8 protein-coding genes and 2 pseudogenes are annotated in these 12322 nt (G+C 62.3%); 8 read left to right on the forward strand and 2 right to left on the reverse strand.

Annotated elements, in window-relative coordinates:
- Positions 1-279: 279 nt before the first annotated feature.
- Positions 280-5181, forward strand: coding sequence for an alpha-2-macroglobulin family protein (locus HK44_RS26450; protein ID WP_019693740.1), 4902 nt, complete (start codon positions 280-282; stop codon positions 5179-5181).
- Positions 5182-5302: 121 nt separating this feature from the next.
- Here HK44_RS26450 and HK44_RS26455 read toward each other — a convergent pair whose 3' ends face one another.
- Complete coding sequence (locus HK44_RS26455; RefSeq protein WP_019693739.1) at positions 5303-5596, reverse strand: hypothetical protein; 294 nt, start codon at positions 5594-5596, stop codon at positions 5303-5305.
- A gap of 162 nt (positions 5597-5758) precedes the next feature.
- Between HK44_RS26455 and pbpC the strand changes: the two are divergent.
- The 7 genes and pseudogenes from pbpC to HK44_RS26490 all read left to right on the forward strand — a co-directional run bounded on the left by pbpC (position 5759) and on the right by HK44_RS26490 (position 11446).
- A pseudogene (gene pbpC, locus HK44_RS26460) lies at positions 5759-8049 on the forward strand (peptidoglycan glycosyltransferase PbpC).
- A 145-nt stretch (positions 8050-8194) separates the two neighbouring features.
- A complete protein-coding gene (locus tag HK44_RS26465) occupies positions 8195-8497 on the forward strand; it encodes a MazG-like family protein (protein WP_019693738.1) in 303 nt (100 codons plus the stop codon).
- Positions 8497-9246 carry a methyltransferase domain-containing protein gene (locus tag HK44_RS26470; RefSeq protein ID WP_019693737.1) on the forward strand — a complete coding sequence of 250 codons (750 nt, stop codon included), beginning with the start codon at positions 8497-8499 and terminating at the stop codon, positions 9244-9246. The genes HK44_RS26465 and HK44_RS26470 overlap by 1 nt, the downstream gene beginning before the upstream one ends.
- 24 nt (positions 9247-9270) lie before the next feature.
- Positions 9271-9849 carry a DUF4136 domain-containing protein gene (locus HK44_RS26475; RefSeq protein ID WP_019693736.1) on the forward strand — a complete coding sequence of 193 codons (579 nt, stop codon included), beginning with the start codon at positions 9271-9273 and terminating at the stop codon, positions 9847-9849.
- 28 nt (positions 9850-9877) lie between these two features.
- Positions 9878-10435 carry a DUF4136 domain-containing protein gene (locus HK44_RS26480; RefSeq protein ID WP_019693735.1) on the forward strand — a complete coding sequence of 186 codons (558 nt, stop codon included), beginning with the start codon at positions 9878-9880 and terminating at the stop codon, positions 10433-10435.
- Between the two features lie 112 nt (positions 10436-10547).
- Positions 10548-10902: pseudogene (locus tag HK44_RS30240) on the forward strand (pilus assembly protein TadG-related protein); the annotation flags it as partial.
- A 94-nt stretch (positions 10903-10996) separates the two neighbouring features.
- Positions 10997-11446, forward strand: coding sequence for a DMT family transporter (locus HK44_RS26490; protein ID WP_019693733.1), 450 nt, complete (start codon positions 10997-10999; stop codon positions 11444-11446).
- A gap of 20 nt (positions 11447-11466) precedes the next feature.
- On the opposite strand, the gene HK44_RS26495 is transcribed toward HK44_RS26490, so the two are convergent.
- The gene (locus tag HK44_RS26495; RefSeq protein WP_024265186.1) at positions 11467-12321 is read right to left on the reverse strand and encodes a MaoC family dehydratase; all 855 of its coding nucleotides are present in this window, start codon (positions 12319-12321) and stop codon (positions 11467-11469) included.
- Between the last annotated feature and the right edge of the window lies 1 nt (position 12322).

Consider the following 12322-nt stretch of genomic DNA (forward strand, 5'->3'; position numbering starts at 1 on the left):
TCCAGGCGTCAGTGCTTTTGTGAAAAGCAGGCTTTTTGTGGCGAGGGAGCTTGCTCCCGCTGGGTCGCGCAGCGGCCCCCCATTAGGCACCCCATTTTTCCAGTCTGTATTCACCGGGTTTGCGAGGGCTTCGCCCTCGAGCGGGAGCAAGCTCCCTGGCCACAGAGTGCTCATCACCCTCATCAGCATTCCAATTCCACGTTGTTGGTCAATCTGATCTGCCCGGCCAGCGCTTGGGCTATAGTTCACCCCTTCAAGACTCTTGCCGACGAGTGTCCCATGCTGAACAAAGGATTGTTTCTGGCCTGTGCGCTGATGCTGCTCAGCGCCTGCGATTCATCGACATCGACCAACGCGCCGGCCAGCCCGGTGCCGGCAGCGCCAGTCACGGCGCCAAAGGCCAAGGCCGTGCAGGATGTCGCTGTGCTGAAGCAGCGTTACGCCGGTCGCGAATTGAGCGTGGTGGATGTCTCGGAAATCCAGCTCGATGGCGCGAGCACGCTGTCAGTGAGTGTCTCGGTGCCGCTGGACCCGCAGCAGAAATTCGCCGACAAACTGCACCTGGTGGACAGCAAGACCGGCAAGGTCGATGGCGCCTGGGAACTTTCGGACAACCTGATGGAGCTGCGCCTGCGTCACCTTGAGCCGCAGCGCAAACTGGTGCTGACCGTCGACGCCGGGCTGCTGGGGGTCAACGACGCCAAACTGGCTGCCGATTACGTCAGCCGCCTGGAAACCCGAGACCTGCATCCGACGGTGGGTTTTGCCAGCCGTGGCACCTTATTGCCGACTCGTCTGGCGGAAGGCTTGCCGGTAATCGCGCTCAACGTCGACAAGATCAATGTCGAATTCTTCCGGATCAAACCCGAATCGCTGCCGGCGTTCCTCACCCAATGGGGTCGCAACAGCAGCCTGCAAAGCTATGAATCGCGTGAACTGCTGCCGATGGCCGATCTGGTCTACGGCGGCCGTTTCGATCTGAACCCGGCACGCAACACCCGCGAAACCCTGCTGCTGCCGATCGCCGGCCTCAAGCCGTTGCAGCAACCGGGGGTTTATCTGGCGGTGATGCGTGCCGCTGGCACTTACAGCTACTCGCAACCGGCAACCTTGTTCACCCTCAGTGACATCGGCCTGTCGGTGCACCGTTACCAGAACCGTCTGGATGTGTTCACCCAGGCACTGGAAGGTGGCAAAGCGCTGGACGACGTCAGCCTCGAACTGCTCGACGCCAATGGCCGCGTGGTCGGTCAGGGCAAAACCGAGAAGGGCGGCCACGCCGAATTGCCGCTGCCGAAAAAGGCTGAAGTGCTGCTGGCCCATCAGGGTGAGCAGACCAGCATGTTGCGTCTCAACAGCGCAGCGCTGGACTTGGCCGAGTTCAAGATCGGCGGGCCACAAGCCCATCCGCTGCAATTTTTCGTGTTTGGCCCGCGCGATCTTTACCGGCCTGGTGAAACCGTGCTGCTCAATGCCTTGCTACGGGACAAGGACGGCAATGCGGTCAAACCGCAACCGGTCAGCGTCGAAGTACGTCGGCCGGATGCGCAGGTCAGCCGCAAGTTCGTCTGGGACGCCGATGCTTCTGGGCTCTATCAATATCAACTGCAACTGGCCGGCGAAGCGCCGACCGGGCGCTGGCAACTGGTGTTCGACCTGGGTGACGGCAAGCCGCAGCTCTATGAGTTTCTGGTCGAAGACTTCCTGCCCGAGCGCCTGGCCCTTGAACTCAAGGGCAGCGAGACGCCGATCAAACCGGCCGATACCGCTGAAATCAGCGTCAACGGTCGCTACCTCTACGGCGCGCCGGCGTCGGGCAATCGCTTGAGTGGCCAGGTTTACGTGCGGCCCCTGCGTGAAGCGGTCAAAGGCTTGCCGGGTTATCAGTTCGGTTCGGTCACCGAAGAAGAACTGAGCCAGGACCTGGAACTGGATGAAGCGCTGCTGGATGCCGACGGCAAGGCGGTGATTTCGCTGGAGAGCAAATGGGCGGCCGCCAAGTCGCCGCTGCAGTTGATTGTCCAGGCCAGCCTGCACGAGTCCGGTGGCCGGCCGATTACTCGGCGCGTGGTGCAACCGGTCTGGCCGGCGGATCGCTTGCCGGGGCTGCGCGCGTTGTTCAATGGTCAGGAAACCAACGGCGATGGCCCGGTCGAATTCGAGCTGTTGATGGCCAACAATGCAGGCCAGAAGCTGGCGACCGACAACCTCAAGGTCCGGCTGATCCGTGAACGCCGCGATTACTACTGGAACTACTCTGAGAGCGATGGCTGGAGCTATCACTTCAATGAAAAATTCCTCAACCTCGACGAAGAAACGGTCAGCATCAAGGCCGGCGATACGGCAAAGATCAGCTTCCCGGTGGAGTGGGGCCCGTATCGCGTCGAAGTTGAAGACCCGCACACCGGCATCGTCAGCAGCGTGCGTTTCTGGGCCGGTTACCGCGCCCAGGACAATGCTGAAGGCGGTGCGGTGCGTCCGGACCAGGTCAAGCTGGCGCTGGATAAGCCGGCCTATGGCGATGACGATACCGCCAACATCACCGTGACCCCGCCGGCGGCGGGCAAGGGCTATTTGCTGGTGGAGTCGGCCGACGGGCCGTTGTGGTGGCAGGAAATCGACGTGCCGGCCGAAGGCAAAAGCTTCGCGGTGAAGCTTGATCCGAAGTGGGCGCGCCACGATCTGTACGTCAGTGCGCTGGTGATTCGTCCCGGCGAGCGCAAAGCCAATGTCACCCCGAAACGTGCGGTCGGCGTGCTGCACCTGCCGCTGGACCGGACTCAGCGCAAACTCGGCTTGAGCCTGACGGCGCCGGAAAAAATGCGCCCGAAACAACCGCTGAGCGTGAAGATTCAGGCGAAGAACGCCGATGGCAGCGTACCGAAACAGGTGCATGTGCTGCTGGCGGCGGTGGACGTCGGCATCCTCAATATCACCGAGTACCCGACGCCGGATCCGTACTCCAGCCTGTTTGGCCGCAAGGCCTATAGCGCCGACCAACTCGACGTTTACGGGCAGTTGATCGAAGCTGGCCAGGGGCGTTTGGCCAGTCTGGCCTTTGGTGGTGACGCGGCGCTGGCCAAGGGCGGCAAACGCCCGGACACCAGCGTGACCATCGTTGCTTTGCAAAGCGCACCGGTGACCTTGAACGAGCAGGGCGAAGGCGAAGTCAGCGTCAACATCCCGGACTTCAACGGCGAGCTGCGCTTGATGGCCCAGGCCTGGACCGATGATCGCTATGGCATGGCCGAAGGTAAAACAGTCATCGCCGCGCCGCTGATTGCCGAACTGTCGGCGCCGCGCTTCCTCGCCGGTGGCGACCAGACGACGTTGGCGCTGGACCTCTCGAACCTGTCGGGAAAACCGCAGAAACTCGAGGTGCAACTCAGCACCGAAGGCCAATTGGCACTGGTCGACGAGTCGCCGCAAAGCGTGCAACTGAAGCAGGACCAGCGCACAACATTGCGGATTCCGGTGCGTGCACTCAGCGGTTTCGGTCAGGGCAAGGTCAAGGTGCTGGTCAATGGTCTTGATCTGCCGGGCGAGAGCCTGCCGCCGTTTACCCGCGAGTGGACCTTGGGCGTGCGTCCGGCGTATCCGGCGCTGCTCAAGCACTATCGCGCGGTGCTCAAGGATCAGCCGTGGAGCCTGCCGGAAGGCGAGTTGTCGCTGTTCGAGCCGGCCGGGCGTGAGGCCTTGCTCAGCCTGTCGAGCCGACCACCGCTGAACCTTGGCGAGCAGATTCGCGCACTCAAGGCTTACCCATACGGCTGCCTGGAACAAACCACCAGCGGTCTGTATCCGTCGCTCTATGCCGATGCAGCGAGCCTGAAACGCCTGGGGCTGGAAGGTGAGCCGGACGCCGACCGCAAACGCAAGATCGAACTCGGCATCGAACGCTTGCTGGGCATGCAGCGCTACAACGGCAGCTTCGGTTTGTGGGGCGCCGATGGCGAAGAAGAGTTCTGGCTGACCGCCTATGTCACTGATTTCCTGCTGCGTGCTCGCGACCAGGGTTTTGGCGTACCGCCCGAGGCGCTGAAAAAGGCCAGTGAACGACTGCTGCGCTATCTGCAAGAGCGCAACCTGATCGAAGTGAACTACAGCGAAAACGCCGAGCACACGCGTTTTGCGGTGCAGGCCTACGCCGGACTGGTGTTGGCCCGTAGCCAACAGGCACCCTTGGGCGCGCTGCGCAGCCTGTTCGAACGTCGCACCGATGCCCGCTCCGGTTTGCCGCTGGTACAGCTGTCGATAGCCTTGCAGAAAATGGGCGATCAGCCGCGTGCCGATCAGGCTTTGCTGGCCGGGCTTGCTGCCTCACGCAAAGCGAATGACTGGCTGGCCGATTACGGCAGCCCATTGCGCGATCAGGCACTGATTCTGGCCCTGCTGGAAGAGAACAATCTGGACAAGGGCAAGCTCGAAGAGCGCTTGTTCGAACTGTCCGATCAACTGGCCGCCAGCCGATACCTGTCGACCCAGGAGCGCAACTCGCTGTTCCTCGCCGGCAGAGGCTTATTGGGCAAACCGGGAGCCAACTGGGCGGCGCAACTGAGCGTTGGCAATGAAACCCGTGAGCTGAGCAATGACCAGCCGGGGCTCAAGCTGCAAGGACCATTGCTGGCCTCGCCACTCTCGCTGCGCAACGAAGGCAGTGAGCCGGTTTATCAACAACTGACTATTTCCGGTTATCCACAGCAGGCGCCGGTTCCCGGTGGCGAGAACCTGAGCATTCGTCGTGAATACCTGGGCATGAACGGCCAGCCGTTGAACCTCAAGGCCCTGGCCAGTGGCGATCTGGTGCTGGTGCACATTGCGGTCGCCGCCAAGCAGCGGGTACCGGATGCGTTAGTGGTGGACTTGCTGCCGGCAGGTCTTGAATTGGAAAACCAGAACCTGGCACAAAGCGCCGCGAGCCTGGAAAACGCCAGCAGCAAGGTCAAGGAATGGCGTGGTTCGATGCAGAACGCCAGCCTCAAGCATCAGGAGTTTCGCGATGACCGTTACGTCGCGGCGCTGAACCTGGACGGCTACGGCACCACGCACTTGCTCTACCTGGCGCGGGCCGTGACCCCCGGCACCTACCGCGTACCGCCACCGCAAGTGGAGTCGATGTACCGGCCGAACTGGCAAGCTGTCGGCGAAACCGTGCCGGAGATGGTGATTCAGGGCCATTAGCTGCAGCGTAAGCTGAATTGTGGGAGCGAGCCTGCTCGCGATAGCGGTCTTACAGGCAACCTGTTTGTCGAGCCTGAAACCGTCATCGCGAGCGGGCTCGCTCCCACATGGGATCTCGGTGTTAGTGAACAACCCAGCTCAACACCCACAACCCCAGCACCAGCCAGATAACCCCTGCGATAATCGACGCACGCATGAAGGCGCGGACTGCCGAGTACAGCAGCATCAAGCCGATGATCAGCACGAGAATGCTGATGATCGAAGGCTCCATGCCCAGCGCTCGCGACAGCCCGTCGACAAAATTGCCGCTGGCGTGAGTCAAGGCATTGAACAACCCACTGAGCGTATCGACGATGAACCGGATGACCGAACCCAGCGCCTGGCCGAGCCATTCGAAAAAGCTATCTACCTGCATGTGTACGTCCTGATGAAAGAGTGGGTGCCAGAGCTGAGCGCTTTGGCCCTTGTCGGGCTGGCGAGCGCTCTTGAAGCATAGAGGTTGGGTGGTTTGAATTTGCGAATAGTAACTGAACGTCTGCGCCCACTGGGCAAGCTTCTGCGTTGGGTTTTGGGTAGCGTGCTGCTTCTGGTTGCGCTGTTGTGGCTGGCTGACCGGATCTGGCCCTTGCCCTTGCCCAAGGACGACCTCGCACGCGTAGTGCTGGCTGAAGACGGAACGCCATTGTGGCGGTTCGCCGATGCCAACGGCGTGTGGCGCTACCCGGTGGAAACGTCGCAGGTCTCGCCTTATTACCTCGATGCGCTGCTGACCTACGAAGACCGCTGGTTCTACCAGCATCCCGGCATTAACCCCTTGGCGCTGGGGCGGGCGACGTGGCAAAACCTCAGCGGTGGACGGGTGTTGTCCGGCGGCAGCACCTTGTCGATGCAGGTGGCGCGGCTGCTCGATCCACACTCGCGAACGCTGTTCGGCAAACTGCGCCAGCTGTGGCGTACCGCGCAGTTGGAATGGCACCTGTCCAAGGATCAGATTCTCAACCTTTACCTCAATCGCGCGCCGTTCGGCGGCACGCTGCAAGGTGTGGCAGCGGCGAGTTGGGCGTATCTGGGCAAGTCACCGCAACACCTGACCCACGCCGAGGCCGCGTTGCTGGCGGTATTGCCGCAAGCACCGAGCCGCTTGCGCCCGGATCGACACGCAGCGCGTGCACAGGTGGCGCGAGACAAGGTATTGCGGCGCTTGGCACAGTTTCAGGTGTGGCCACAGTCGGCGGTCGACGAGGCACTGGAAGAGCCCTTGCTGCTGGCGCCCCGCCTGGAGCCGAGCCTCGCCCCGTTACTGGCGCGGCGCTTGAACCGCCCGGACAGCCCGCCGCTGATTCGCACTACCCTTGACGCCAACCTGCACGACGTCTCGAAGACTTGCTGCTGGGCTGGCGCGCGCGCCTGCCGGAGTACACCTCGGCGGCGATTCTGGTGGTCGAGGAAGAAACCATGGCGGTGCGCGCCTATCTCGGCTCGGTGGATATCAATGACGACCGGCGCTTCGGCCATGTCGACATGATCAGTGCGATGCGCTCACCCGGCTCAACCCTCAAACCCTTCCTTTACGGCATGGCGATGGACGCCGGGCTGATTCATTCCGAATCGCTGCTGCAGGACGTGCCCAGGCGTTATGGCGATTATCGGCCGGGTAATTTCTCCATGGGCTTCAGCGGCCCGGTGCCGGCCAGCAGCGCGCTGTCGACCTCATTGAATCTGCCGGCGGTGCAGCTGCTGGAAGCTTACGGGCCGAAACGCTTTGCCGCCGAAATGCGCATCGGCGGCATGCCGCTGACCTTGCCGCCGCTGGCCGAGCCGAGCCTGGCGTTGATCCTCGGCGGTGCCGGCAGTCGGCTGGAGGATCTGGTCAGCGGTTACAGCGCGTTCGCCCGTGGCGGCAAGAGCGCCAACCTCCGTTTGCAGCCCGATGATGAGCTGCGTGAGCGGCCGCTGCTGTCGCCGGGGGCGGCGTGGATCGTGCGGCGGATTCTCAGCGGTCAGGCACGTCCCGACCGCGACCCGCGCGCCGAACTGGTGCAGCGCCCGGTGCTGGCCTGGAAAACCGGCACCAGCTATGGTTTTCGCGATGCCTGGGCGATTGGCGTCGGGCCGCGCTACCTGATCGGCATCTGGATCGGCCGCCCGGACGGCACGCCGGTGCCGGGACAATTCGGCCTGGCCTCGGCGGCGCCGTTGATGTTGCAAGTCCACGACGTGCTGATCAATCGCGACAGCCAGCGCGGCATCAGCGCGCCGGTGCAACCGGTGCCCCCGAACGTCGGGGCGGCGGCGATCTGTTGGCCGCTGGGTCAACCGATGAGCCGCAATGATCCGAATTGCCGTCGCCAGCGCTTCGCCTGGACGTTGGACGGCACTACGCCACCGACCTTGCAGGCCTTGGACCAACCGCTGAGTGTGGGGCTGCTGGAGAAAGTCTGGGTCAACGCCAAGGGGCTGCGGGTCGACGCCAAATGCCCGGGCGCCGTGGCGCGGGATATCGCGTTGTGGCCAGCGCCGCTGGAGCCATGGCTGCCTCGCGTCGAGCGCCGTGAAGCGCGCTTGCCGGCCGATGACCCGGATTGCCCGGGGCCGGTGCTGGCGGCGTCTTCGCCACTGTCGATTGTAGGCGTACGCGACGGTGATCAACTGCGCCGGCCGGCGGCCAGTCAGGAGCTGCTGCGGCTGAAGCTCTCGGCACTTGGCGGCAGCGGTCGGCGCTGGTGGTTCGTCAACGGCACGCCGCTGGGCGACAGCGCCAACCAGGAGAGCATCAACGCCACGTTCGAACAGCTCGGGCGCGTTGAGTTGAGCGTGCTCGATGAAGGTGGACAGACGGCACGGGTCGAGTTCAACGTTGTCGATTAGTCCGTCATCGCGAGCAGGCTCGCTCCCACATTGGTACTGTGCTCACCGCAGATCCCCTGTGGGAGCCTGCTCGCGATCTGTCGCGCAGCGACAGCTTGCTTCCTGAGAAAATCGGCCCGAAGCTATACGCCTTCAGGAGAGCCCGATGAACCTTGTTGAACTGACCGAACGCCTACACTGCATCCGTGACCGCAACAACTGGCAGCAATTTCACAGTCCGAAGAACCTGGCCATGGCCGCCAGTGTCGAAATGGCTGAGCTGGTGGAAATTTTCCAATGGTTGAGCGAAGACCAGTCACGCCAGTTGTCGGCGGACAAACTCGCCCATGCCGGTCAGGAAGTCGGCGATATCGTGCTCTATCTACTGCTGCTGTGCAGCGAGCTGGGGTTGGACATGGAACAGGTAGTACGCAGCAAGTTGGCTGACAGCGAACGGCGGTTCAGCTGATGAGCGACCGTCATTTCGATCAGTTGGCGACCCGTTTCGCCGAAAAAATCTACGGCGGTGCCAAAGGCGCAATCCGTCTGGCGGTGCTTCAGGCCGACCTGGCCGAAACCCTGCCGGATCGACCGTTGCGGGTGCTTGATATCGGCGCAGGCCTTGGGCACATGTCATTGTGGCTCGCCCAGCGCGGCCATCAGGTGACCCTGGCCGAGCCTGCCGAACCGATGCTCGACGGCGCCCGCCAACGCTTCGCCGACGCAGGGCAAACGGCATCATTTATCCAGGCACCGTGGCAAGAGCTGCTCGGTCAGCTCACAGAACCTTACGACTTGGTGCTGTGCCACGCAGTGCTGGAGTGGTTGGCCGAACCTCACGCGATTTTGCCGGTGCTGCATCAACTGACGACGAAAGACGGCTGGCTGTCGCTGGCGTTCTATAACCGTGATGCGCTGATTTACCGCAACTTGCTCAAGGGCCATTTCCGCAAGATGCGCAAGAATGACATGGCCGGCGAGAAGCAGAGCCTGACCCCGCAAATGCCTCTGGATCCGCGCGAACTGGCGACGCAACTGGAAGGCTTGTGGCAGGTCGAAACCCAGAGTGGAGTGCGGGTTTTTCATGACTATATGCCGGTGGAGTTTCAAGCCCGTGCCGAACTGATCGACTTGCTGGAAATGGAACTGGCCCACCGTCGTCACCCGAGTTTTGCGGGGCTGGGGCGTTACCTGCACTGGATCTGTCGCCCGGTCTGAACCGTGGTTTCTGTGGAGAGCATCATGAAACGCCGTTTGGGATTGATCATGTTGTGTCTGGGGCTGGGTGCCTGTCAGGGCAGCAATCCGTATGTCGCCAGCTCCAATCCGTTACCGCCGGCACCGCCACACGTCGCCAACACCTTTGATCGCAGTGCCTATCCAGCCGCGCCGCGTGATTACAGCCGTTACCAAAGCTGGGCCTGGCTCAACGGCCGGTTGCCCAATGGCTCGGCCTGGGCCGACTCGGCGCAGATCGCCGAAGCGGTCAGCAATGCGCTGGATCAACGGGGGTTACGCCCGCTGCACGACAATCGTCCGGCGGACCTGTGGGTCAGCGCCGACCTGCACCAGGAAACCCGCCTGAAGCAGGTCCAGGAGGACTACGGTTATGGCGGCTACGGGATGTACAACACGGTGCCGGTCGTTCGTACCTATCAGGTGCAAGTGCTGGTGATTCGGGTGGATCTGTTCGACGCCAGCACCGGGCAACCGGTCTGGAGTGCCAGCGCTGAAACGGGCCTCCAAGGCAACGAAATAGAGCGTGGCGATGCGTTACGAACAGCTGTAGAAAGGGCGGTAGCGGCGTATCCTCCTAGTTAGGTTCCCTGCCTGGACCCGGAGAAAAATCATGTCTCGCCATCTCTCATTACTGGTGTGCGCCGTGTTGCTCAGCGCCTGCCAAACGACCCAGGTCAATCACGATTTTGATGCCAGCCGCGACTTCGCCGCCTATCGCAGCTGGGCCTGGAAAGAGCCTGCCGTGCAATACCGTCCCGACGATCCGCGGATCAAGAGCGACCTCACCGAACAACGCATTCGCCAGGCGGTTGCCGATCAACTTGACCAGCGTGGCCTGCGCCCGGCCGCTACCGGTGCCAAGGCTGACGTCAATGTGCGGACCTACCTGATCGTCGAGGATCGCCAGCAGCAAATCACCACCAACTATGGTGGTGGTTGGGGTGGCCCCTGGAACGGCTACTGGGGCGCACCGATGTACAACGAAACCCGCAACGTCTCTTACAAGGTCGCCACGCTTCAGATCGACCTGCTCGACGGCAAGGATGGCAAGCTGGTCTGGCGTGGCAGCGATGAGCAGTTGCTCAGCAGGTCGCCTCAACCGGCTGATCGCAGCGCCGCAATTCGCGCGACGGTAGGGCGGATATTGAGCAATTACCCACCGAAATAAAGCACTTGAATCATCGGTGCTGGCAAGTTGCCGGCGCAGCGCTCGAGCCTTGACTACACTGCCTGCACCACCGGAGGTAGCGCTCGGCGGTACGCCGGCAAAGGAGTGCTCGATGTCTCCCCGTTTGCAATTTTGCGGCCCTGCCAGGCAACGTGGCGCGATTTGCTCGCGGCAATGACCTTCGGTCTTGCGCTGTAGTGTGCACTGTTGGTGGTCGACAGCAGCCGGCTCTATCTGGAGCAGCGCAAGTTGCAACGGGTGGTGGACAACGCCACGCTGGAAGCGGTCAGCCGCGGCGGTACCTGCCTGCCGGGCTCGACGGTGGCCAGTTATGCCGTTCAAAGCGCGGTTCGTAATGCGTTCATCGTCAGCCCCACCAGCACCTTGACCACCACCTGCGTTCGCTGACGACGGCGCCGACCAACCTGCGTACCTTCGTCCCCAATACCGCGCAATCGACGGCTATTCTGAACCCTGAAAAATCGCAGCCTTCGGCAGCTCCTGCGGCTGACGGTGAGAGCGGCGTATACTGCGCGGCTCATTCACTCAATGGAGAACAGCATGCCGGCCCCCGTCTGGTGGTTGCTTTGCCTGCCTTTTGTCGCGGGTGCGTTTTTGCCGCTGCAAGCCGGCATCAATGGCCAGTTGGCCAAACAGGTGTCGAGCGTACTGGCCGCCGCGCTGATTTCGTTTTTTGTCGGCACGGTGGCGTTATTGCTGTTGGTCCTGATGCAGCGCGAAACCCCGGCATTGGAGACTCTCAAAAGCCTGACCTGGTGGCACTGGAGCGGTGGTCTGCTCGGCGCATTTTTTATTACCACGGCGGCTTTCGCCGGGCCGCGCATCGGCGCCATGCTGTTCATGGCGCTGGTGCTGGCGGGGCAACTGGGGATGGCGATGACCCTGGATCATTTCGGCTGGGCCGGGTTTCGCGAAGCACCCGTCAGCGCCGGCAAAATTGCCGGGCTGGTGTTGATTATGGCGGGAGTGTTCTTTATCAGGCGCGGCTGATTTGTCGCGACTGAACCGCCTCAGGCAAGCGGTCGCCAGGTGCCGAGCATGTGTTCCAGATCCCCGGCGCCGATCACCTTGAAGTCACCGCTTGAACCGGCAACGCTGGCCAGTAAGGTGACTTCGCTGGGCAGGCGCACCGGCTTCTTGAATTGCACGGCAATCTCGATATTCGACGTCGGCAGATGCCCGCTCAGGGCGGCGAGCGTGCGCGCCTTGATCCACAAACCGTGGGCGATGGCCCGAGGGAAGCCGAAGAGTCTGGCGCTGACAGCGCTCAGGTGAATCGGGTTGTAGTCACCGGAAACCCTGGCGTAGCGCCGGCCAATCTCACTGGGCGCCCACCAGCGGGTGACCTCGTCCATGGTCAGAGCCGAATCCGACAATGGCTCAATCGCTTCGCCGGGAAGCTTCACGCCTTTGCAGAGCATCTGGCTTTCGGCTTCCCAGAGTGGCCCGAGTGCGTCGTCAATCGTGGTGATCAACTCAAACACCGCACCCTTGGCGTGGGGTTGCAGGTTCTGCACCCGCACGCTCACCCGCGCTCGAGCAACTGCGCCCAAGGGGCGCAGAATCCGGATGCGATTGGCCAGGTGAACCAGCCCCAGTAGCGGAAACGGAAACGTCCTGGCAGTGAGCAATTGCATCTGCAAGGCGAACGCCAGCACATGAGGATAGGTCGGTGGCAGCACGCCGTTTTCGGTATACCCGCACACCTTGCGATAGGCGGCCAAGCGCTTGGGGTCAACGTTGACCCAGCAACGAAAGCCATCCTCGGGCAGGGTGGTGCCGGTGATCTTGCGCCGCGTCGCCGCCCGCCAATACAACTCGGGCAAATACGGTGTAGTGCTTTGTGAATGCCAATCCGTCGCCATC

It is taken from the genome of Pseudomonas fluorescens HK44, assembly GCF_000217955.3.
Taxonomy (GTDB): domain Bacteria; phylum Pseudomonadota; class Gammaproteobacteria; order Pseudomonadales; family Pseudomonadaceae; genus Aquipseudomonas; species Aquipseudomonas fluorescens_AQ.

Excerpts from the sequence above, each read along its gene's own strand:
- HK44_RS26465 (WP_019693738.1), top strand. The coding sequence starts at position 8,195 with ATGAACCTTGTTGAACTGACCGAACGCCTACACTGCATCCGTGACCGC.
- HK44_RS26495 (WP_024265186.1), bottom strand. The coding sequence starts at position 12,321 with ATGGCGACGGATTGGCATTCACAAAGCACTACACCGTATTTGCCCGAG.
- HK44_RS26450 (WP_019693740.1), top strand. The coding sequence starts at position 280 with ATGCTGAACAAAGGATTGTTTCTGGCCTGTGCGCTGATGCTGCTCAGC.
- HK44_RS26480 (WP_019693735.1), top strand. The coding sequence starts at position 9,878 with ATGTCTCGCCATCTCTCATTACTGGTGTGCGCCGTGTTGCTCAGCGCC.
- HK44_RS26455 (WP_019693739.1), bottom strand. The coding sequence starts at position 5,596 with ATGCAGGTAGATAGCTTTTTCGAATGGCTCGGCCAGGCGCTGGGTTCG.
- HK44_RS26490 (WP_019693733.1), top strand. The coding sequence starts at position 10,997 with ATGCCGGCCCCCGTCTGGTGGTTGCTTTGCCTGCCTTTTGTCGCGGGT.
- HK44_RS26470 (WP_019693737.1), top strand. The coding sequence starts at position 8,497 with ATGAGCGACCGTCATTTCGATCAGTTGGCGACCCGTTTCGCCGAAAAA.
- HK44_RS26475 (WP_019693736.1), top strand. The coding sequence starts at position 9,271 with ATGAAACGCCGTTTGGGATTGATCATGTTGTGTCTGGGGCTGGGTGCC.